A 24,040-nucleotide genomic window follows, 5' to 3' on the forward strand; every position below is an offset into this window, starting at 1 on the left:
ATAGGGATTTAAGACAAACCAGATTTGGAAGCTTTCCAATTTCTCATTGAATCTGAAATTGGTTTTTAACCTGCTTAGCTTTAACCCTATTCCCCAGATTCCCCATGCTGAGACTTTCCATACCGTGATGTTCCTGAAGCTTTTTGAATAGTTTCAAAATCTTTTTTAACTCGATTAGGCAAGCCTCAGGATTGTTACCAAAGTTATGCGGGTGCCACCAGAGATGGTAGATTTCTCTGAGTTTGGCTGCCTTTTCCATTTCACCCAAAACTCTTGAAAGTCTTACCTTGTTGAAAAGTGAATTTCCATTGGTGTAAGGCCTCAAAATACGTGAGGCCGGAAGGATTACCGGTTCCTTTGATAAAAAGTTTATTTCTTCGAGCGAATAAGAGGTTCTTTTTCCCATTGGAAAAAAGCAATCTGCCGAACGAAACCATTTTTTGCTCTGGTCTTCGTGCTGTGTCTCCTGCCAAAACCAGTTTTTTGGATTGCCTCGGACATACTCAAAGCCTTCCTCCAGACAAATTCCCAGGTAAAGTTCATTAATGTGATTTCTGGGGAAAACCAGAGATTTCAACCTTGCACCAAATTTTTCCATGGCGATTTTTTGGGATGCCTGGATGTCTTGTCGAAACTGTTCCGGGCTTTGTCCCCTCATCAGCGTGTAGTAATGAGCATAGGAATGGGAACCAAGTTCCTGATGAGGAGTCTGAATTATTTCCCGGATCAATTCAGGAGCAAAGTGGACCTCAGGACGTATCCCGTGTTGCCTCGCCCATTCATAGGCTGAATATTTTTTTTCACGATAAGAAGGTAGAAAGTCAGGGGAATAGTACTTCCATTCCTCCTCATTTTCGGCAAACAACATCCCGACTGTAGCCCAGGTAACTTGGATTTGATTTTGAGCAAAAAGTTCAAGCATTCTTGGAATTACTTTTCGTGTATTGGCAAAATATTCCGGATTGTACCGTGTCCCGATTTTGTCAAAAATTCCCCAAAGGAGTTCGAAGTCGAGGCTGATGGTAAGCACACCTGTTTGCATATTTAAATGTAAGAAAAGGCAGGAATAGATTTTTGGGGATAGATCCATTTAAGTTTAGCAAATCAACCTCCCAAGCGAAAAAGTAAACCGGTTAGTGTTCGCCTATGCCTTCCCTATTGCTCCTCCAGCGTTTGATATTAGTTTCATTTCAAGCTCTTACACCAGATTGCACAATTCTCAAAGTTTAGGACGGGGAGGGAGACGCAGCAGCGGGCCGGCGTCCGGCTAGTGCGGTTAGGACCGAGCGTAAAAAATTAATCCAGTGGATTAATTTAGTGAGGGGCCAGTTTGCAGGGCTGGAGGCGTCTTGTCCCGAAAGCTTTCGGGATTGTCCTTTTGGGTCAAGCCAAAAGGACGAAAAAAAATAGGGCTTGAGCCATTTCAATTGGTTGCAAGTTCGGTGCAAGGCTATTGACTTGTGCCAAGGTTAATGCAGTTTTTGGACTGTTGGTTTTTTATTTTTTTTACCCCTCAATACCCTACTGCCGAAACCTGTGCCCCAATGGCATAGACGGTCTCGAGAAAACTAATCTTACACCCAAAACCACATCTTCGGTCTTAGGTAATTATCTTTCGGTATTCGACCTTTACCGAATTTGAGGTTAAATAAATGAATGGTTCAAAACACCTCCAAATCCCCCAAGCTCCAGGACCAGTCTTGGCTTAGCGGATAAAAGTCTTCCTGAACTTGCCTCATCGTCACCATAGGGCCGATTTTCATAACTGGGAGAATTCCCATGTCCAGGTTTTTTTGTTGGGAGTATTTTAATCCTGAAAAGGAAGAAAAACGGGAGCCTGATTCCCTGATTTTGACAGCCAAACTTTTGTTCAATTCTTTTTTCTGGCTTGGGGATAGCTCGGTGAGGCAATAGAAATCGCAAATTCTGAATTCCCTACCCATTTTTCCTTCTTTGATCCGATAGATCAGGAGGTAATTTTCTCCATCAGAAAGGTAATGGTATGGAAAGAGCGGGGAGTCTTTGTACCTCCAATTGAGATAGCCCTTCACAATTCGGGTTCCCAAACTTAACTCTGTTTGCGGCGCGGATTCAATCTCCTCGATTAAATCCGAAATCGCCGTCCAATCAGATTCCATTTGGATTCCTTTTCGTTTTTTACCGACATGAAAATTGAGCTTGAGCGGGAGATTTCCCCATTTTTCCCAACCCATCTTCAGGTAGCCGGGGGTGCTTTTTGAATTTGGGGTATTGAACACGGCCACCATTCCGTTTTTCTTGATTTCCTCGATCAAGTCCATGGTCAATTTTTTAAAAATACCCTTTCCCTGGTGTTCAGGATGGGTAGCTGTGTCTACTGCCCGACAGGATTTGAAGATTTTCCCGTTTTGGAAAAACTCCCACATCAGAAAGGCTCTGACTCCTAGGATTTCGCCATTATCCTCGGCCAACAAAACAGGGGATTTTCCAAAGGGATTCTGAACATGTTTCCAATTCCAAAGGGCTTCGGATTTTGGAATCAGGCTTTCTCCCAAAGAGACTTTCAGGAGCTGGATAATTGCCGGAATATCGTAATCGCTTGCCTTTCGAATGTTCATGTGCCGAATTTAAATTAATTGTTGGGATTGGAGGAAATTTGTCCTTGTTGTCAGGTTATCATGTTAGTTCGTTTTTCGGCCAACAGCACTAGCAGATGGTTCGATACTTCGGCTAGCACAGTGACCACAATCCCACCAAATGCAACCTGACAACAGCTTTTGCTTTCAATCAATGGTGACCTGTCATTCATGTGTTGAGTTTGCGTCTCCTAATCCGATATTTATCTATATTTGATTCATTGAGTTCAAAATACCCTGAATGAAACAGATTATCTTTTTTGTCGGCATTATTCTTTTTGCGACCTCCTGTATCAGCAATAAGCGAATTACTTATTTGCAAAATCTATCGGATAGTACTGCAATTGATCTGGATGAATTTATCCCTTTTGCTGAGGTGGACTACGAATACATCCTGCAACCGTTTGATATTGTGCAGATTGATTTTGCAAGTTCGGATCCTGAGCTGGTTGAGGGATTTACTTATTTGACAAATCCTCAGAATCTTGGGACTCGTGTTGGCGGAGGAGGTGGACAGGGAAGCGATCCGCTTTACATGACAGGATATTCGATCGATCAGGAGGGAATGGTGGAAATTCCCAAGCTGGGTAAGATCAAGATTGCGGGAATGTCTGAAGAGCAAGCCAAGCTGGTCGTTCAGCAGGAGATTAATAAGTTTTTCAAGGATGATGTTTTTGTCCGACTGAGGATTGCCGGTATTCGTTATACCACGATGGGGGAATTTAACAATGTGGGTGTGCAGATCATTTACAAAAATAGGGCAACCATTTTCGATGCCTTGGCTAATTCAGGCGAAACCTCACTTTTGGCGAAGAAAAACAAACTTTTCCTAATCCGGCAATACGACGGAGGTACAAAAATTCATCAGATCAATTTGAATGACAGAGCCTTGTTGGGCAGCCCTTGGTACTTTATTCAGCCTAACGATATCCTTTACCTCGAACCTATGAAAATTCGGCAAATTGGAACAGCAGATAATTTGACTGCTTCGCTTGCGCTTATTGCCGGATTGTTTGCATCCATACTTTTAATTGTAAATTTGGTTAGCGGGGATATTTAAGACTATGGAGAAGCTCGATCTGAGTCAACTTGACAATGAAGAAAAAGCGCTGGAGATTCGGTATGTGGTCGCCAAGTACATCCGGTATTGGCCATGGTACGTTCTCTTTATTACTGTTTTCCTCACAGCTACTTACATGTTTCACCGATATACGGTGGATGAGTATGAGGTAACTGGATCGATTGTAATCAAAAACTCAAGTACTCCCGAATCTCGAATTCTGGACCGATCCAATATTTTTAATGCCGGGATCAATCTGGAAAATGACATCCTACGATTGAGGTCCAAAAACATGGCCCGTGAAGCTTTGAGCAAACTCCATTTTGATGTGGAGTATTTTGCAAAAACCAATATCAAGGATATTGAACTCTACGACAGATCACCCATCCGGATTCAGGTGGATTGGGATCACCTTCAGGTGACAGACACTCCGGTGGAGTTGGAGGTGCTTTCGGAGAAGAATTTCAAATTACTTCCGGCCGAAAAGGGCTTAATGGATTTTAATGAGGCACAGGCGGCAGGAGACGAATCGGTATACAATAAGACCTACACCTTTGGTGAAGAAATAGAAACTGCCCGTTCCAAATTCACAGTTTTATTGGTGAATCCTTCCAAAGTGGGGGATGTTATCATCTTTAGACTGATAAATCCCACGGTCCTGGAAGACAGATTGGCCAAGTCAGTTCAGGTCACCATGGAGAATGAATTTTCTTCCGTTCTCAGACTCACCACCACCACCAAAGTGGTAGAAAAGGGGAGGGACTACATCAATGCCCTGATGCAATCCTATATCCAATACGACTTGGACGAAAAGAATAAAATCCAGGAGAACACCATCAACTTTATCGAGGAGCAACTCGGCTTTTTGGAGGATTCCCTTAAGGAAAAAGAGCGGGAACTCCAGCAGTTTAAAGTTGACAATAAGCTGCTTGATGTCTCGGTGGAATTTTCCAATATCCTGAGTAAAATGAATACCCTGGATGAACGGAATGCCGAACTCGACTTTCAGCTTCAGTATTTCGAGGAGATCCGGCAGTATATGGAGCGCAAAAGCAAGGATTATTCCGATGTGATTGCCCCTTCTGTGATCGGGGTTCCTGATCCTTTGTTGAATGGATTGATTCAAACCTTGGTGACACTTTCCCAAGACCGTAGAAAGCTGCTTGCCTCAGTCAATGAAAACCACCCTGAGGTAATCAAAATTGATGTGCAGATGGAAAAAGTCCAGGATGCACTCTTTGAAAACGTAGTCAACCTGATCGATAACACAAAAAAACAAAAGCAAGGTATATTAAGCGAAATCAGGGTTTATGATGCAGAGTTTGCAACCTTGCCGGAATCCGAATCCAAATACACCTCCATCTTCCGTGAGTTTAAGTTAAGGGAGTCGCTCTTTACCTATCTTCTGGAAAAAAGGGCTGAGGCAGGGATTGCCCGTGCTGCCAACGTGTCGGACAATGCAATTCTTGACTTGGCAAAAAGAGGGACCTTGGTATTTCCCAAGAAAACCCAAAATTATGGTTTGGCTATCGCGCTGGGTTTTTTACTTCCTTTTGGATTTATCGTCATCCGTGACATGTTTGATGACAGTATCAAAGATCAGAGGGATTTGAAAAAACACTTTATGATTCCTCAACTTGGAATCATTGGATACAGCACCAAGGATACCAATAAGGTGGTTTTGGAGCACCCCAAGTCTGCTGTGGCGGAATCTTTCCGATCACTCCGATCTGCGATTACCTATTTGGCCTCCGGAAAAAATACTAAAAAGATCTTGGTCACTTCTTCGGTTTCCGGAGAAGGGAAGACCTTTACCTCACTCAATTTGGCATCTGCAATGGCCTTGGGATCCAAGAAGACCGTGGTGGTTGGAGCGGATTTGAGAAGGCCTAAATTGGGGGCTTATTTCGATCATTCGGATAAAATTGGGCTTTCCACTTACCTGATCGGGAAAGTCAGTGCGGAGGAAATCGTGTTCCCTTCTCAGCATGAAAATCTGTTTTTTGTTCCATCAGGGGTGATTCCACCCAATCCTGCGGAATTGCTTCAGACACCCAGGTTACTTGAGTTTTTGAAATACCTGGAAGAACGATTTGATATAATCGTCTTTGATACTCCTCCCATGGGATTGGTATCTGAGACCATTGACCTGATGCGTCTTTTTGACATCAATTTGTATGTGGTGCGTCAAAACTATACCGTAAAGGATCACTTGGTTATGATCAATGACTTGTTCAACAACAAACAGGTGAAAAATGTGTACGGGGTGTTTAATGGTATTATCAATTCAGGATACCATTACGAAGGGTATAATTATGGATATGGAAATACCTACTTGTACTCTCAAAACAACAAGTACATGTATAATTACTACGGAGACGATCTGGAAACCAAAAAGAAGAAAATCAGAAAAACCAAACCTTTTGATCCGATTGCTGTCATCAAAAAGGCCTTCAGGATAAGATAGTTAGGATTGTGTTAGGTGAAAAGTATAGTTCCCAATCCTATTATCCTTAATCAAATCCAACATTAACCAATCCCAAATCCCTTTTCGCAAACCCATTTCAATTCCCCATGAAAACTGCTGCATTGATCCCGGCTCGATATGCTTCTACCCGCCTACCGGCAAAGTTGGTGCAGGACTTGGGAGGAATTTCGGTAATCCAGCGAACCTATGTGAGCACCTTAGCCACAGGGGTTTTTGATGAAGTTTGGGTGGTGACAGACCATGAGCTGATTAGGGAGCAGATTTTGGACTTGGGAGGAAAAGTTTTCTTCAGTACCGTGCCTCACCAAAGCGGTTCCGACCGAATTGCAGAGGCGCTAGAAGTAGTCGATGCGGACCTGATCGTTAATGTGCAGGGAGATGAACCCTTTCAGGACAAGAAATCCCTGAGTGATTTGGTGGCTGTTTTTGAGCGCCCAAAAGTAAAAATGGCTTCCTTGATGTGCAGGATTTCGGAAGACGAAGCATACAATCCAAATGCAGTAAAAGTGGTTTTGGATGAAAAGAACAATGCAATTTATTTTTCCCGCTCTCCCATTCCTTTCAACAGGGAAAGAACAAAGGATGTTTTTTACTGGAAGCACATCGGGGTATATGCGTATACCCGTGAACTGTTGAAAGAATTCACCTCCTGGCCCAAAGGCTATTTGGAACAAATTGAAATGCTCGAGCAGCTCCGCTTGATTGAGAAAGGCGTAAAAATCAAAATGGTGGAAACCACCCATCAGGCAATCGCCATTGATACCAAAGAAGACCTCGACAGGGCAAGGAATTTTTTGAAGAGTATCCTTTGAGGAAATAGGAGCCAAATACCAGATAATCCTTTGGGCTGATCCGATTTAATAGTCTCCCAAAATTCAGATGAAGTGTAAAATTCGGCACTCTTTCAGACCTTGGATCTGAATGGACCTAGGCATGTACACTGTTCAGATTTAGGTTGGTAAGATGTTGATGACCGGAAGGTTGATTAAAAAGTGGGTTGTTTAAAAAAACCTAAAGCCAGCTTCGATTGAGGCTGGCTTTTTTTTAGGCTGGAACTCTTGATCAAAATTAAGCTTTGGGATTTTAGGATATCAATACTTATAAATTTGGTTTAGAAAAGCAGAAAGTTGAGCCACATTTTTGAATCCCAACTTTTGAATAAGGTTTCTTCGGTGTGTATTGACAGTCAAAAGACTAAGAAACAGTTTTTCTGCAATTTCTACCGAGGTAAATCCCTGAACTACCATCAATGCAATCTCCTTTTCCCGTTTACTCAATTGCTTGAATTTGGACAAACCCGGGTTTTCTTCGATATCCTGAACCTTGGTCTGGGGAAATATTTTTTCCCCTGCAGCTACATTTAACAGCGTATTGAGCAGGACATCCCGCTCAGCTGATTTGGGAATAAACCCATAAAAACCGGCTTCTTTTGCTTGTTGTATTATCGTGTGGTTTTTTTCCATGGTGAGCAGCACCAGTTTGGATCGGGGAGAAAATCCTGAAATTTCCTTTCCAAGTTCTATCCCGTTTTTTCCGGGAAGGAAATAGTCCAAAAGGACAATATCCGGCTGGATTTGAATGACTTGAGTTTTTCCCGATTCCGGATCATTGGCCTCGCCCAGCCATTCAAAATGAGGTGCTCCTTTTAATAAAGAGGAAACACCTTGAGAAAAAAGAAGGTGATCGTCGATATGAAATAGGGTAATCTTGCTCATGGATAGGTTTAGGTTGGGATAATAATAAGGGTAGTGGTTCCTTTGGAATTTGAATCAATAGTTAGGTTGCCTTTCAGGTAATTCACCCGGTTGGAAATGTTTTTAAGTCCCAAGCCTCCCATTTTTTGATCAACTGAGAATCCTTTTCCGTCATCTTCCACCATCAACTCCAGTTTCCCGGAATCCGAAACCAGCTGGATTCCAATTTCACTTGCCTCGGAATGTTTCAGGGAATTGGTGATCAACTCCATGACGATTCGGTAGACCATCAACTCGGTTGATTTGGAAAGACTTGATTCAAGCCTGTGGTAAAATTTGACCTTTATTGCACCTTCCTGATTCAGCATCTCCACCTGGTTTGCAAGTGCTTTTACCAGTCCAAGTTCATCGAGGTGAGGAGGGGTGAGGTTGTGGCTTAGAGCTCGGGTTTCATGTATCCCCTGAAGTACCAAATTCTGGATGGACTGAAGTTCCGGATCCTGGATTTTTTGGCTAATTCCTTGTAGTCTCATGTGGAGGGTACCCAACATTCCCCCAATACTGTCGTGTAAATCCCTGCCCAAGCGGTTTCGTTCCTCCTCCTGAACGGAGATCACCTGGTCCGCTATTTCCTTTTCCCGGGTTAGTATTTTGACAGCAAGTTTTTCTTTTTCCTTTTTCTCCAAAGAGGCCTGACGCATAAAAGCAAAAGCAATCAATGTTGTCTCTCCCATGGTACCAAATGCACTTCCAAAGTTTAATAAGTAGTGGGAAAGTTGAACTGCACCGGAGACCTGGTCAACATACAACAGGAGTGAGAAGCAAAATAAAAAGGAGATGCCGACCAAATAATACCCTGCAAACGGAGTCTTTGCCAAATACTGGACAATCAGATAACTCAATGCGATTAGAATCTGTACCACAGAGAGAATTAATACTCCTTTGAGAAAAAATGCGATGGTTTCGGGCTTAATTTCACTTTCCGGGATTATCAAAAAAGCCAGTAACAGCAAACCATTGACCCAAATCAGGCTTCGAATCCAGCTGTTCCATCGTTTTTGAGTGGGTGAGGGAGGGAAAAAATTGATCAGAGTAAGTAAAAACGCCACATTGGAAGCGAGATTGAAGACCGGACGGGATTTCCCTACCCAAGTCACACTTTCCGGCCATAGGTATTGGAAGCCCATTCCCCAGTGAGAAAAGATCCAAAGGAACACCAGCAGGATGTACAATGCGTAGTAAAAAGCACTTCGGTGTCGAAGTTCGGACCAAAAAAACATCGTGAAAACCACGGTCAAAATCATCCAGCCGGTCACTATCCCCATAATTAAGCGTTCTGTTCCTCTGCGGTCCGTGAATTCATTTTCATTCAAAACCTCTGGATCGATGTGGAACGTCTCCCCACGCTTATCAAGCAACATCAAAATTTCTTTGGTTTCACCGGATTTGAGGGAAAAGGGAAATACAAAGTCTCTACTAGGGTAGGGGCGGGAATCAAACGGAAACCGATCTCCAGTAACGTAAGTGGGTTGCTTATTTCCGTCCACATACACTTCGATGTAATTGATGTGGGGATTATTCAGGAGAAAGAAAAACTCTTCCCCGGCATCTGATTCATTTTTTAGCTTGGCTTTTATCCACCAGCGATTAAGCTGAATTCCGGGGTTGAAGGTGCCATTGGTGATGCGATTCCCTTCGGGACTATTCCAAACATCCTCAACGGCCTGTCCTTTGTCAACGAGAACGGTGAATGGTAGGGATGTTGGAATTTTCTCCTTTTGAGGGAGAAAGCTGAATATCAGGAAAACAATTACTCCTAAAAACCCTATTCCAATTCGGGTGGATTGAACCAAAAATTGAATCACAAATTACGTTTAAAGTCTTTCAAAAATTAAATTTTACCTAGTTCTAGGTATTTGATCTTCAGTGACTTTGGGTGAATTTAGACAGGAAATCCACTTCGGTTTGGTTTAAAATAGATCAAAGGCCAAAATTCCCGAAAGTCAAATCCAGTATTAAAAAACAGATTTAGTCGATTATCTGCAACTTTTCAACGGGAGCGATCACCGGATTTTTAGAATAAAGATTATTGATTTTTACTAAAGAAGAATTTGATGGAAAAAGACCGAAATCAAATTGAAGAAATATGAACTGAAATTCACGATTCTCAACCGGAAAATTTCTTATTCAAAACCTAAAAAGGATGGGGCTCATCTGTTGATTTTTTAGCTAGACCGGAAAGGAGGAGGATAGTTAGGATGTTTTCAACGCTTCAATTTTCAAAGGCAATTTTTCCGAGAATTGAATCCTCCAACTTCCTGATCCTGTTCGGTTTCTTCCATATTCTATGGCTCTCCCACCAAATTCTAATTTCCAATCTTTTCCAATACCAAGTGTCTGCAATTTCATCTTGCAGGCACTTTTGTTTTTTAGGACAGGGGTTCCCTCTAAATGAATCGATAAGTAACACGTACAGTAACGCTCTTTGCGCTTCCTTCATTTACTGTGCTTTTATTTACTGTTTTTTGTCAGTAGATATTCACAATACAAAAATCATCATGTAAAACGCACTTAATTACAAATTAACTGCTGATTTTACCTAGTTCTAGGTATAGGACGCCGAGGGGCCTTCAGCGAATTTTAACCCCAAATCGGATCGATGACAACCTTGGCATCAGGTCCTTTCAAATAGGAAAAAACCGCTGATCTATATGAAACACATCTACTTCTCACTTTTATTGTTCCTGCTTTTTAGTGGGATAAGCCGGGCACAGAATCCGGGGGAACTGGATTTGAGTTTTAATCCCAATGGAATTAACACAGGGACAGGAGCAAATCAATTTGTACATGCAAGTGTAAGGCAACTTGATGGAAAAATTATTTCAGTGGGAAACTTCACAACATATAATGGAATCGCTAGGAACCGGATTATTAGGATAAATCCGGATGGAACTCTTGATCCCACCTTTAATATTGGAACTGGAGCAAATGCCACAATTTGGACAGTTGTATTACAGTCAGATGGAAAAATATTGATTGGAGGGGATTTTACTCAGTTCAATGGCGTAGCGAGAAGTGGAATAGCGAGACTAAATTCAGATGGAAGTGTAGATTCAAATTTTACTATTGGTACAGGCTTTAATGGGAGGGTATACACAATATTCCTTCAACCAGATGGTAAAATCCTAGTAGGTGGAGATTTTGTAGGATTTAATGGAGTGTCAAGGCCATATTCTGCAAGACTAGAAACCACAGGGATATTGGATCTTTCATATTTCCCGGGTTTTCAAGGCGGGGGGGTAAGATCAATTGTTTCTACTTCTGATGGAAGTATATACTTGGCAGGAGGGTTTACTTTTAATATTGTCAAATTAACCTCATCTGGAGCACCTGTTAGTAATTGGTGTCAGTGTGGAATTTCGGGGTTAGTTTTTGCTTTGTTTGTTCAGAGTGACGATAAACTTTTGGTTGGAGGTAATTTTAATTTAGGTTCAACCACAACTGGTAATAGAAGAAATCTTGTAAGGATAAATCCAAATGGAGTAGTGGATACCTCTTTTACCTTTTCAGGATTAGACATCTCAAGTTATATCCTATCAATTTCCCCAACCATAAATGGCAAGATCCTAATAGCCGGGAATTTCCAAACTCAGAGATGGAATGTAGCTAGATTGAATAGTAATGGTAGTTTGGACAATACTTTTAATTCGGGGGTAATTAATATGCCCCTCTGGAATGTTTTAGCTCTTCCAGACGGTAAGGCTGTGATTGGAGGCGAATTCACAACTGTAAATGGAAATTCTAGAAATTATTTAGCACAGCTAAATGCCGATGGAACCTATGAGGTGCTGGGTGCTGGAGGAAATAATGGAATTATGAATATGGCGCTTCAGCAAGATGGAAAAGTTTTGATTGGGGGATTTTTTACCACCTTCAATGGTATTTCAAGACCCTATTTAAGAAGGCTAAACACCGATGGGACACTTGATACTTCATTTAATTTGGGTCAAGCAGGGCCAAACAGTTTTGTATATTCTATTTCAATACAAGCAGATGGAAAAATAATAATCATTGGAGACTTTACTACCTATAATGGAGTTTCCCGAAATAAAATTGCGCGTCTTAATCCTGATGGAAGTTTGGACGTCTCCTTTAATCCAGGTACAGGAATTAGTGGAAGTGTATCTACATTTTCACAACTGGCTGATGGAAAAATAATAATTGCAGGTGATTTTACCTCATTCAATGGAATTTCAAGAAATCGAATTGCTCGCTTGAATTTAGATGGAAGTATAGATACTTCCTTTAATCCAGCAGGACCCAATAGTTCAATTGATTATTTAGAAACTCAGTCAGATGGAAAGTTTCTTATTGCAGGTTATTTTTCGTCCTATAATGGTGTCACGAGAAATTGGATTGCCCGCTTGAATGCAGATGGGAGTTTAGATACCTCATTCAATCCCGGTACAAGTGTAAATAATCCAGTACACACAATTAAACAAATGCCAGATGGCAAAATCTTGATAGTTGGAGATTTTACCACTTTTAACGGAGTATCAAGAAATCGAATTGCCCGTTTGAATTCAAACGGGAGTTTGGATGTCTCATTTAATATAGGATCAGGAGCTAATCAAAGGGTTTTTAGAATAGGATTGCAAAGTGATGGTAAAATTCTCATTGGTGGGGGATTTACTTCCTATAATGGAGTCTCCATTAATCGAATTGCCAGACTTAATCTAGACGGGTCTTTGGATAGTTCTTTTAATCCTGGAACTGGAGCAAATGAACAAATTAATTCAATTGTTACTCAAACTGATGGTAAGATTCTACTAGGAGGAATACTTACTAACTATAATGGTATTAATAGGGGAAGGATTGTAAGGATCTACGGGGATCCCGTAATAGAGGTGGATACAGAGGCTCCAGTTCTAATCGTTGAAAACCTTACCCAGTTCATTGCTCAGTGCCGAGTAAACTTCTCAGATCTCACTATCCCTACAGCTACCGATAATGTGGATGGAACCATCCAGGGAACTACTAATCAAAGTATCTTCCCGATTACCCAGCAAGGTTCCTATACCATCACTTGGACCTTTACCGATGCTGCAGGGAATAGCAGTACCCAGGATCAGACGATTATTGTAGATGACACTACTGCTCCGGTTCCAGCTGTTGCACAGTTGCCAGTGATCAGTGGTCAGTGTTCAGTAACTGTCACTGCGGCTACGGCTAACGATGCCTGTGCAGGAACCCTCACCGGAACGACCACCGATCTGCTGACTTACGATGCTCAGGGTACCTATACCATCACCTGGACTTACGATGATGGCAATGGAAATACATCCACCCAGACTCAGACGGTGATTGTGGATGACACGACCGCACCGGTTCCAGCCGTTGCCCAATTGCCGGTTGCTAGTGGTCAGTGTTCAGTCACTGTCACTGCGCCAACAGCTAACGATGCCTGCGAAGGAACAATCACCGGAACGACCACCGATCCGCTGACTTATGATGCTCAGGGTACCTATACCATTACCTGGACTTACGATGACGGAAATGGAAATACCTCCACCCAGACCCAGACCGTGATTGTGGATGACACTACTGCTCCGGTTCCGGCTGTTGCCCAGTTGCCAACAATCAGTAGTCAGTGTTCAGTAACAGTGACAACACCTCCGACGGCCAACGATGCCTGCAAGGGAACCATCACCGGAACAACTACCGATCCATTGACTTACGATGCTCAGGGCAATTACACCATCACCTGGACTTATGATGACGGCAATGGAAATACGTCTACCCAGACTCAGACCGTAATCGTGGACGATACGACTGCTCCGGTTCCAGCTCTTCCTCAGTTGCCAGTTGTTAGTGGGCAGTGTGCAGTCACTGTCACTGCGCCAACAGCTAACGATGCCTGCAAAGGAACAATCATCGGAACGACTACAGCTCCGCTGACTTATGATGCTCAGGGCACTTACACCATCACCTGGACATACGATGATGGCAACGGAAATACGTCAACCCAGACTCAAACCGTGATCGTGGATGACACGACTGCTCCGGTTCCAGCCGTGGCCCAGTTGCCAGTAATCAGTGGTCAGTGTTCAGTTACAGTTACCGCTCCGACAGCCAATGATGCCTGCAAAGGAACAATCACCGGAACTACCACCGATCCGTTGACTTATGATGCCCAGGGAACCTATACCATCACCTGGACTTACGATGACGGCAATGGAAATACGTCTACCCAGACTCAGGCAGTGATCGTAGATGACACGACCGCTCCGGTTCCAGCTGTTGCCCAATTGCCGGAAATCAATGGTCAGTGTGCAGTCACAGTGACAGCTCCGACAGCCAATGATGCCTGTGCGGGAACCATCACCGGAACGACAACCGATCCGCTTACTTACGATGCTCAGGGTACCTATACCATCACCTGGACTTACGACGACGGCAATGGTAATACGTCCAACCAGACTCAGACCGTGATCGTGGATGACACCACTGCCCCGGTTCCGGCTGTTGCCCAGTTGCCAACAATCAGTAGTCAGTGTTCAGTTACAGTTACCGCTCCGACAGCCAATGATGCCTGCGAAGGAACAATTATCGGAACGACTACCGATCCGCTGACTTACGATGCTCAGGGCACTTACACCATCACCTGGACTTACGATGACGGAAACGGTAATACGTCCACCCAGACCCAGACGGTGATCGTGGACGATACGACCGCGCCGGTTCCGACTTTGGCAACACTTCCAACGATCAGTGGACAGTGTTCAGTCACTGTCACTGCTCCGACAGCCAATGATTCCTGCGAAGGAACCATTACCGGAACGACTACCAATCCATTGACTTACGATGCTCAGGGTACATATACCATCAATTGGACATACGATGACGGAAACGGAAACACGTCCACCCAAACTCAAACCGTGATCGTGGATGACACGACTGCTCCGGTTCCAGCCGTTGCCCAATTGCCGGTTGCTAGTGGTCAGTGTTCAGTCACTGTCACTGCGCCAACAGCTAACGATGCCTGCGAAGGAACAATCACCGGAACGACCACCGATCCGCTGACTTACGATGCTCAGGGCACTTACACCATCACCTGGACTTACGATGACGGAAACGGAAATACGTCCACCCAGACTCAGACCCTGATCGTGGATGACACCACTGCTCCGGTTCCAGCTGTTGCCCAGTTGCCGGTAATCAGTGGACAGTGTTCAGTCACTGTCACTGCTCCGACAGCCAATGATTCCTGCGAAGGAACCATTACCGGAACGACTACCAATCCATTGACTTACGATGCTCAGGGTACATATACCATCAATTGGACATACGATGACGGAAACGGAAACACGTCCACCCAAACTCAAACCGTGATCGTGGATGACACGACTGCTCCGGTTCCAGCCGTTGCCCAATTGCCGGTTGCTAGTGGTCAGTGTTCAGTCACTGTCACTGCGCCAACAGCTAACGATGCCTGCGAAGGAACAATCACCGGAACGACCACCGATCCGCTGACTTACGATGCTCAGGGCACTTACACCATCACCTGGACTTACGATGACGGCAATGGAAACACCGCGACTCAGGAGCAAACGGTAGTCGTGGACGATACGACCGCTCCGGTTCCAGCCGTGGCCCAGTTGCCAGTAATCACTGGCCAGTGTTCAGTTACCGTTACCGCGCCTACGGCCAATGATGCCTGTGAGGGAACAATTACCGGAACGACTACCGATCCGCTGACTTATGATGCTCAGGGTACATATACCATCAATTGGACATACGATGATGGCAATGGAAATACATCCACCCAGACTCAAACCGTGATCGTGGATGACACGACCGAGCCGGTTCCAGTCGTGACCCAGTTGCCAGTAATCAGTGGTCAGTGTTCAGTTACCGTTATAGCGCCAACAGCTAACGATGCCTGTGAGGGAACAATTACCGGAACGACTTCCGATCCGCTGACTTATGATGCTCAGGGAACTTATACCATCACCTGGACTTATGACGATGGCAACGGTAATACCTCCACCCAGACCCAGACCGTGATCATGGACGACACGACCGCACCGGTTCCGGCTGTTCCTCAGTTGCCAGTTGTCAGTGGTCAGTGTTCAGTTACTGTCACTGCGCCTACAGCCAATGATGCTTGCGAGGGAACCATTACCGGAACGACCACCGATCCGACCAGCTACGCAGAGCAGGGAACTTATACCATCACCTGGACTTACGATGACGGTAATGGAAACACCGCGACTCAGGAGCAAACGGTAGTCGTGGACGATACGACCGCTCCGGTTCCAGCCGTTGCTCAGTTGCCAACAATTAGTGGTCAGTGTTCAGTTACCGTTATAGCGCCAACAGCTAACGATGCCTGTGAGGGAACAATTACCGGAACGACTTCCGATCCGCTGACTTATGATGCTCAGGGAACTTATACCATCACCTGGACTTATGACGATGGCAACGGTAATACCTCCACCCAGACCCAGACCGTGATCATGGACGACACGACCGCACCGGTTCCGGCTGTTCCTCAGTTGCCAGTTGTCAGTGGTCAGTGTTCAGTTACTGTCACTGCGCCTACAGCCAATGATGCTTGCGAGGGAACCATTACAGGAACGACTACCGATCTGCTGACTTATGATACTCAGGGAACTTATACCATTACCTGGACCTACGATGACGGCAATGGAAACACCGCGACTCAGGAGCAAACGGTAGTCGTGGACGATACGACCGCTCCGGTTCCAGCCGTGGCCCAGTTGCCAGTAATCACTGGCCAGTGTTCAGTTACCGTTACCGCGCCTACGGCCAATGATGCCTGTGAGGGAACAATTACCGGAACGACTACCGATCCGCTGACTTATGATACTCAGGGAACTTATACCATTACCTGGACTTACGATGATGGCAACGGTAATACGTCCACCCAGACTCAAACCGTGATCGTGGATGACACGACCGCTCCGGTTCCAACCGTGGCTGAGTTGCCAACAATCAGTGGGCAGTGTGAAGTCACAGTTATAGCTCCTACAGCTAACGATGCCTGCAAGGGAACCATCACAGGAACGACTACCGATCCGCTTACTTACGATGCTCAGGGTACCTATACCATTACCTGGACTTATGACGATGGTAATGGAAATACGTCAACTCAAACTCAAACCGTGATCGTAGACGACACGACTGCTCCGGTACCGGCTGTTGCTCAATTGCCAGTTGTCAGTGGACAGTGTGCAGTGGAGGTTTCTGCTCCAAAATCAACTGATGCCTGTGAGGGTGAGATTACCGGAACGACCACCGATCCGCTGACTTATGATACTCAGGGAACTTATACCATCACCTGGACTTACGATGACGGCAACGGAAATACGTCCACCCAGACTCAGACTGTAGTTGTTGACGATACGATCGCTCCGGTTCCGACTTTGGCAACACTTCCAACGATCAGTGGACAGTGTTCAGTCACTGTCACTGCTCCGACAGCCAATGATGCCTGCGAAGGAACAATCACCGGAACGACCACCGATCCGCTTACTTATGATGCTCAGGGAACGTATACAATCAATTGGACCTACGATGATGGCAATGGAAATACGTCCACCCAGACTCAAACTGTGATTGTGGATGATACAACCGCACCAGTTCCAACTTTGTCAACCTTGGCAACAATCACTGGCCAGTGTTCAGTTACCGTAACAGCGCCAACAGCCAATGATGCCTGCAAGGGAATAATCACCGGAACGACCACCGATCCGCTGACTTACGATGCTCAGGGCACTTACACCATCACCTGGACCTACGATGACGGCAATGGTAATACCGTAACTCAGGAACAAACCGTGATCGTGGATGACACGACTGCTCCGGTTCCAGCCGTGGCCCAGTTGCCAACAATCAGTAGTCAGTGTTCAGTTACAGTTACCGCTCCGACAGCCAACGATGCCTGTGCAGGAACCATTACCGGAACGACCACCGATCCGTTGAATTACAGCAATCAGGGAACTTATATCATCACTTGGACATACAATGATGGAAACGGAAATTCAGTAACTCAGCAGCAAACGGTTATTGTGTCTGATGTGACCAACCCTACTTGGTCAACAACACCGGGTAGTTTGAACAGAACCATTTCTTGCGGTCAAAGTAATCTTCTGGCCCAGGCTCAACTTCTCGCACCGATTGCCGGTGACAATTGCAGTGTGATGGCTGTTGAGAAGACAGCAGGGGTGTTTGTTCCTTCCGGTCCAAATGGGGCAGGTACCATTACCAATACTTGGGTAGCGAGAGATGTTAATTCCAATCTTTCTCAAGTATTTACTCAGGTGATTACAGTGGAAGGAATCCAAATCGATGCTTCTGCCAGCAGTACTCCGATCCAGATCGGAACTGGGGCGACTTTGAGTGCATCGGTGACTCCGGCTATTGCAGGGGTATCCGTAAACTTCTACCTGGATGATGTCTTAAAAGGATCATCAATTACCAATTCAAGCGGAACTGCAACCCTTACTGTCTCAGGGCTTGGCTTGGATGTGTATAAAGTGACCGCAGTAGTGGGAGATGGATGTGCTGAATCTATCGCATACCTGCCTGTCTATGATCCGAATGGAAACTTTGTCACAGGTGGAGGTTGGATTAATTCTCCGGAAGGGGCTCTGATTGGAACAACTACAGTAGGCAAAGCCAACTTTGGATTTGTTTCCAAGTACAAGAAAGGCTCCAACCAAGTGGATGGCAATACTGAATTCCAGTTTACTGCAGGAAATCTAAGCTTCAAATCCACACTTCATGAAGCCGGAACCCTGGTTATCTCAGGACGAAAAGCAACTTATCGAGGAGATGGGATGGTGAATGGTGCTCCGGGATACCGATTTACCATCACGGCAATCGATGGTCACTGGAACGGAGGGACTGGACCTGATCAGTTCCGAATCAAGATTTGGGGCTCTAACGGAGTACTCTATGACAATGGTCTCGGAGCAGATGATAACTCAGACATCGCAACTTCTCTTGGAGGCGGATCAATCGTGATCCATGAGGCTAAAGCTAGAGGTACTAAGCGAGTTGTAACTGACCTCATTACAGTTCCTTGGAATACTTCGGCTGAAACCATCAAGCAGAAGGTAGATCAGATGAGTACAGCATGGTTTGAAAGCAGAAAACTGGAAATGACTCTGGATGCCAATTCGTATGATCCATTGACTCCAGGCTTCTATGAACTGAAGGCTGATCTGGTGGAAAATGAGTTCTTCAAATTGGATGAACCAATTTCAATTCAGGTTTTGGTTCAGGACAAGCCAAAGGCACTTGACATCGAATTGAGCACCAATTCAATCTCCAATCAAATGAAAGCAGGTGATCAGATTGCAATCTTGAGTACGGTTGATCCGGTGGATAATATTCATACTTACCGCATCGAAGGAAATCCGGATTTGGTGGTAGAAGGCAACCGATTGCTCTGGAAAGGGACAGGAATGCCTGAGGCTCAGTTGAAGCTCACCGTATTCAGCACGGACCGTGCCGGACAAACCATCAGTAAGGAAGTCACGCTGTTCCGTGAACTCAAAATCGGCGAGTTCCTGATCTATCCGAATCCGGCTGCTGAACAGACCAATGTTCTGGTGGAATTGGATCAGCCATCTCAAGTGTCCTTGAGAGTCTTTGATGCCGTTGGCAGAATGGTGATCAGTGATCAGTTTAGCCGTGAAACGACCTTTGTTCAAACCTTGGATCTAAGTGGACTTGCCCCAGGCATGTACACTGTTCAGATTCAGCTAGGTAAGATGTTGATGACAAAGCGATTGATTAAAGAGTAAGGACTGAATTAAAAGCTCTTTAAACTTAGTAAAAGCCGCCCGAATTTTTTTTCGGGCGGCTTTTCTTTTTTCATCCCTAGTAGTGGACCATTCCCGAATCACTTTGTAGATTGGGTAAAAGCCAAAATCATGAAAAAGCGAGTAACAGGGATTGGAGGGATTTTTTTTAAAGTTAAAAACCCGGATGCTACCAAATCCTGGTATGAGAAGCATTTGGGATTGAATACCGATCGATATGGTACTGCTTTCGAATGGAGAAGCAGTGAGCAGCCGGAGCGAAAGGGTTTTTCCCAATGGTCTCCGATGAACTCGGATACCGATTATTTCAAACCTTCCGAAAAAGATTTCATGATCAATTACCGGGTTGAAAATCTGGTGGAATTGGTAGAGTTGTTGAAAAGTGAGGGCGTGACTGTTCTGGATGAGATCGAGACTTTTGAATACGGTAAATTCGTCCACATCCTTGATCCGGATGGACACAGTATCGAACTCTGGGAGCCAAACGATGAGGACTATGATCGATTGGTAGAGGGCAGGACGAAGAGCTGATTCTGAGAAATAGCGAAGTATTTATTACGTGTAATTAACCAAATTCATCAATGGAAATTCAACACAAGTTTGACGGCCGGAAAGGCTCATTTTTTATGGAGGAAGGAGGGACCCACCTTGCTGAAATGGTCTATGTAATGGCAGGCCCTAAGAAAATGATAATCGAACATACCGAAGTGGACGAGAGTCTGAAAGGTCAGGGGATAGGAGCTAAGTTGCTCGAAGATTTGGTGGCTTATGCCCGAAAGGAAGAAATCAAGATCATTCCACTATGTCCTTTTGCGAAAGCCACTTTTAAAAAAAGGACGGACTTGCAGGATGTATTAAATTGAAACTGAATTTTTGATTTCAAAAATCAATTCTCCATGCTGACTATTCAGGTAGAATCCAGGCTTTCGCTCGAAGAATACATGTTTATACTACATTATTCCGGTCTTGGAAAGCGGCGTCCGATGGATGATCCAGAGCATTTAAGGCGGATGATTGAAGGTTCAAATCTTTTGGTTACTGCCAGGGAGGAGGATCAGTTGGTGGGATTTTTGAGAGGGCTATCGGATTTCTGTTATCGCTGTTTTATTGCTGATTTGGCTGTAGCCGAAGCTTATCAGGGAAAAGGGATTGGTCGAAAAATCCTTCAGTTTACACGTGATTTAGCTCCCGATGCCCGCTTGTTTCTATTTTCTGCGGAAGATGCGGAGCCATTCTATCAGAAGTTGGGATTTCAGCTTCACGAGCGATGCTACCAATTGAAGCCGGGGGAGGATATGAATTAGGAATTTTGAATTGAGAATGAAAATCACAAATCCGTTAATTTTTTGTCCGGTTTTTCAATCCTCATTTAATGGTTTAACTTTCTTTTCTGTACCACCATTACCTTATCCATGAAGAAATTCTTCCTTTCAGGTCTCGTCCTGATGTTTTCCAGTGCCGCTTTTGTCAATAAAAACTTATAGCCATTCTGGTCGATTGATCAGTTTGAACAAAATCAAATTCTAACCAAAACCAACTTCAAAACGGTCTATTCTATTTAGGACAATACAAGCTGTCAACGATAAACCCTTAGACTTGGGACTCTCGTCACTCCATTGCTCAGAATGACAAAACAAGACAATATTTAAACTCATTTAAACCAATCCAATCATTAATAATCCAAGCACTATGAAAATCAGATTTTTACTGGTTTTTCTTTTTGTCTCAAGCTTTGCCTTTGCACAGGAGAAAAAGGAAACCGCGACCGCACCGCTTCCTGTAGCCCAGGTTTTTGACTCCAAACAGTCTGTAACCATCGATGGAAAAGTGATCAGCCTGAATGCTAAAGCAGGAACGATGGAGCTCCGAGACGAAAACAACAAGCCGATTGCGCTTTTTGGGTACACTGCCTATTTCAAGGAAAATCCGGAGAAAAACCGTCCGATAGTTTTTGCCTACAACGGGGGACCGGGTTCATCTTCCTATTGGCTGCATATGGGAATCATGGGACCAAAGCGGATCGTGGTCAATGATCCCAATTACAACCAAGCAGCTCCGTATGAACTGGTAAACAATGAGTTTTCCATCCTTGATATCGCCGATGTCGTGATGATGGATCCGGTAGGAACAGGACTGAGTGTGCCGATCGGAGATGCAAAAGGATCGGATTTCTGGGGAGTAGATCAGGACATCCGTAGCATCAGCCTGTTTATCATGCAGTTTTTGAAAGCGCACGACCGACTCAATTCTCCAAAATACATCTTGGGAGAAAGCTACGGTACTTTCCGGAATGCAGGGGTGATGAGTTACCTTTTGGACAAGGGATATGCGCTGAATGGTGTGGTAATGGTTTCGGCCGTCTTTGATTTGAGAACCCTTTTCTTTGCTCCAAATGAAGATCTTTCCCATATCGTCTATTTGCCTACGATGGCAGCGACCAGCTGGTACCATAATAAAGTAGCCAATAAGGGAACTGACTTACCTGCTTTTGTTCAGGAGGTGAGAAGTTTCACTGAAAACCACTACGCTCCGGCACTTTACAAGGGCAACAGAATTTCGGAGCAAGAAAAATCAGCAGTGGCGCAAAAGCTTCAGGATTATACTGGGATCTCAACAGAAGTTTGGAAAAGGGCAAACCTGAAGATTACCGCAAATGAATATTATCAGGAACTTTTGAGAAGCACGGGTGAGACAGTAGGCCGTCTGGATTCCCGATACAAAGGAATAAACATCGATCCAATGGCGATGTCGGCTTTCACCGATCCTCAAAGTGACGCGATTTCTCCCGCATACACCATGGGCTTTTTGGATTTCTACCACAGGAACTTAGGGGTTAGCAAGGATTTGATGTATGCCACTTCAGCCTATTCCAAGGAAGGGTTCAAATGGGACTGGAAGCATCAGGGGAATAATTTTTGGGGCGCGGATGCAGCAGTAACTACTTTGCCAGATATGGCGGAAGCGCTGAGCAAAGACCCTCATGTAAAAGTCCTGATTATGAATGGATATTACGATTTAGCGACCGTTTTCCATGGGGTGGAGCATTCCATTTCCCACATGGAACTTCCCAAATCAGCTACTGATCGTATCATTATGACCTATTATGAAGCTGGTCACATGATGTACACTCACCTTCCTTCAGCCAAGCTTTTCCGTGAGGATCTGAAGAAATTTATCCAGGACACACTTAGAAAGTGATTAAACGTATGAAGCCCGGCATTCCACCATTTCGAATTTCCTCTTTTTTCAAGGTCCTGCTGGGATGCTGGGCTTTCTTTACGTTCAGTTGTGCCGAAGCACAAAAACCGACTCCTTCCTCCAATCTCTATTTTCCACCCAATGAATCTTCAGTCTGGGAGGAAAAGCCTTTGGCGGAACTTGGATGGAACCAAGTCGCTTTGGCTGAGTTGTTGGCTTGGTTGCCTACTCAGGATACCCGGGCATTTATCATTCTGAAAGACGGGAAAATTGTGGTGGAGGAATATTGGGGAACCAAACTGACAGGATCCGGAGAGATGGATCAAAACTCCTTTTGGTATTGGGCATCTGCAGGCAAAACCCTAACGGCTGCCCTGGTTGGTTTGGCGCAAAGTGACAAGTTTCTTTCTGTCAATGACCGTACTCAAAAGTACCTGGGCGAAGGCTGGACTTCCATGCCTAGCAATCAGGAACGGGAAATTCGACTGATCCATCACCTGACATTGACCACTGGTATCGACGATAAAGTAGCCAATCTGGATGATACTTCTCCGGCCTCACTAAAGTATCTGGCAAAACCCGGGACACGTTGGAGTTACCACAATGCGACTTACACCCTATTAGAAAAGGTGGTAGTGAAAGCAACCGGCAAAGATTACCAAACTTACTTTGAAGAAAAGCTCGGTGATAAAATCGGTATGAAGGGATTTTGGCAGCAAACAGGTTTCAACAATGTGTTTTATTCCGATGCTCGCTCTTTTGCCAGATTTGGATTGCTAATGCTTGCCAAAGGCAATTGGAACGGAACTCAGGTATGGTCAGGTGATTTTTTTGATAAAATGCCTCAAACTTCGCAAAATCTGAATTTGAGTTATGGGTACCTGACTTGGCTCAATGGTAAAAGTTCATTCATGGTTCCCGGTTCACAGTCGGTGATTCCAGGATCTTTGATTCCCCAGGCACCGGCAGACATGTATCAGGCTATGGGGAAGAACGGACAGTTTTTGATGATCATTCCTTCTCAGAATCTGGTAATAGTCAGAATGGGGAGTTCGGGGGGAGATTCACCAGTGCCTTTCTTGTTAATGCGGGATATTTGGCAGCGATTGGATCAAGTGATCAAGTAAAAA

Annotated in this window: 14 protein-coding genes and 1 pseudogene; 10 read left to right on the forward strand and 5 right to left on the reverse strand. The window is 44.6% G+C overall.

The genetic code is table 11. The features are described from left to right. Nucleotides 1–43: 43 nt before the first annotated feature. Both D0X99_RS17050 and D0X99_RS17055 read right to left on the reverse strand, forming a co-directional pair. On the reverse strand, nucleotides 44–1,090 hold the full coding sequence (locus D0X99_RS17050) for a polysaccharide deacetylase family protein (protein WP_233553747.1): 1,047 nt from the start codon (nucleotides 1,088–1,090) through the stop codon (nucleotides 44–46). A 571-nt stretch (nucleotides 1,091–1,661) separates the two neighbouring features. Further along, entirely contained in the window at nucleotides 1,662–2,597 is a 936-nt protein-coding gene (locus D0X99_RS17055) for a GNAT family N-acetyltransferase (RefSeq protein ID WP_119479073.1), read from the reverse strand. A gap of 259 nt (nucleotides 2,598–2,856) precedes the next feature. Between D0X99_RS17055 and D0X99_RS17060 the strand changes: the two genes are divergently transcribed. The 3 genes from D0X99_RS17060 to kdsB all read left to right on the forward strand — a co-directional run bounded on the left by D0X99_RS17060 (nucleotide 2,857) and on the right by kdsB (nucleotide 6,975). Beyond that, nucleotides 2,857–3,675 (forward strand): polysaccharide biosynthesis/export family protein, encoded by an 819-nt coding sequence (locus D0X99_RS17060; RefSeq protein WP_119479074.1) that lies wholly within the window; start codon nucleotides 2,857–2,859, stop codon nucleotides 3,673–3,675. A 4-nt stretch (nucleotides 3,676–3,679) separates the two neighbouring features. Continuing rightward, a complete protein-coding gene (locus D0X99_RS17065) occupies nucleotides 3,680–6,142 on the forward strand; it encodes a GumC family protein (protein WP_119479075.1) in 2,463 nt (820 codons plus the stop codon). Between the two features lie 107 nt (nucleotides 6,143–6,249). Beyond that, complete coding sequence (kdsB, locus tag D0X99_RS17070; protein ID WP_119479076.1) at nucleotides 6,250–6,975, forward strand: 3-deoxy-manno-octulosonate cytidylyltransferase; 726 nt, start codon at nucleotides 6,250–6,252, stop codon at nucleotides 6,973–6,975. Nucleotides 6,976–7,254: 279 nt separating this feature from the next. Here the strand turns inward: kdsB and D0X99_RS17075 are convergent, their stop codons facing one another. The 3 genes from D0X99_RS17075 to D0X99_RS17085 all read right to left on the reverse strand — a co-directional run bounded on the left by D0X99_RS17075 (nucleotide 7,255) and on the right by D0X99_RS17085 (nucleotide 10,357). Further along, nucleotides 7,255–7,878: a response regulator transcription factor gene (locus D0X99_RS17075; protein WP_119479077.1), complete on the reverse strand. Its 624-nt coding sequence runs from the start codon at nucleotides 7,876–7,878 to the stop codon at nucleotides 7,255–7,257. A gap of 8 nt (nucleotides 7,879–7,886) precedes the next feature. Further along, a complete protein-coding gene (locus tag D0X99_RS17080) occupies nucleotides 7,887–9,722 on the reverse strand; it encodes a sensor histidine kinase (RefSeq protein ID WP_119479078.1) in 1,836 nt (611 codons plus the stop codon). A gap of 407 nt (nucleotides 9,723–10,129) precedes the next feature. Then, nucleotides 10,130–10,357, reverse strand: a complete 228-nt coding sequence (locus tag D0X99_RS17085; protein WP_119479079.1) for a hypothetical protein — start codon at nucleotides 10,355–10,357, stop codon at nucleotides 10,130–10,132. Between the two features lie 211 nt (nucleotides 10,358–10,568). On the opposite strand from D0X99_RS17085, the pseudogene D0X99_RS20780 reads away from it, so the two are divergent. From D0X99_RS20780 to D0X99_RS17115, 7 genes and pseudogenes are all read left to right on the forward strand, one after another. Next, nucleotides 10,569–11,555, forward strand: a pseudogene (locus D0X99_RS20780) (delta-60 repeat domain-containing protein); the annotation flags it as partial. 24 nt (nucleotides 11,556–11,579) lie between these two features. After that, entirely contained in the window at nucleotides 11,580–19,694 is an 8,115-nt protein-coding gene (locus D0X99_RS17090) for an HYR-like domain-containing protein (protein WP_233553748.1), read from the forward strand. A 129-nt stretch (nucleotides 19,695–19,823) separates the two neighbouring features. Beyond that, on the forward strand, nucleotides 19,824–20,243 hold the full coding sequence (locus D0X99_RS17095; RefSeq protein WP_119479081.1) for a VOC family protein: 420 nt from the start codon (nucleotides 19,824–19,826) through the stop codon (nucleotides 20,241–20,243). 50 nt (nucleotides 20,244–20,293) lie between these two features. Next, nucleotides 20,294–20,575 carry a GNAT family N-acetyltransferase gene (locus D0X99_RS17100; RefSeq protein WP_119479082.1) on the forward strand — a complete coding sequence of 94 codons (282 nt, stop codon included), beginning with the start codon at nucleotides 20,294–20,296 and terminating at the stop codon, nucleotides 20,573–20,575. Nucleotides 20,576–20,608: 33 nt separating this feature from the next. Further along, on the forward strand, nucleotides 20,609–21,016 hold the full coding sequence (locus D0X99_RS17105) for a GNAT family N-acetyltransferase (RefSeq protein ID WP_119479083.1): 408 nt from the start codon (nucleotides 20,609–20,611) through the stop codon (nucleotides 21,014–21,016). A 385-nt stretch (nucleotides 21,017–21,401) separates the two neighbouring features. Further along, nucleotides 21,402–22,910 carry a S10 family peptidase gene (locus D0X99_RS17110; protein WP_119479084.1) on the forward strand — a complete coding sequence of 503 codons (1,509 nt, stop codon included), beginning with the start codon at nucleotides 21,402–21,404 and terminating at the stop codon, nucleotides 22,908–22,910. Between the two features lie 8 nt (nucleotides 22,911–22,918). Further along, nucleotides 22,919–24,037, forward strand: coding sequence for a serine hydrolase domain-containing protein (locus D0X99_RS17115; protein ID WP_119479085.1), 1,119 nt, complete (start codon nucleotides 22,919–22,921; stop codon nucleotides 24,035–24,037). Nucleotides 24,038–24,040 lie beyond the last annotated feature (3 nt).

Origin of the sequence: Algoriphagus lacus (genome assembly GCF_003583985.1) — a bacterium.
Classification (GTDB): domain Bacteria; phylum Bacteroidota; class Bacteroidia; order Cytophagales; family Cyclobacteriaceae; genus Algoriphagus; species Algoriphagus lacus.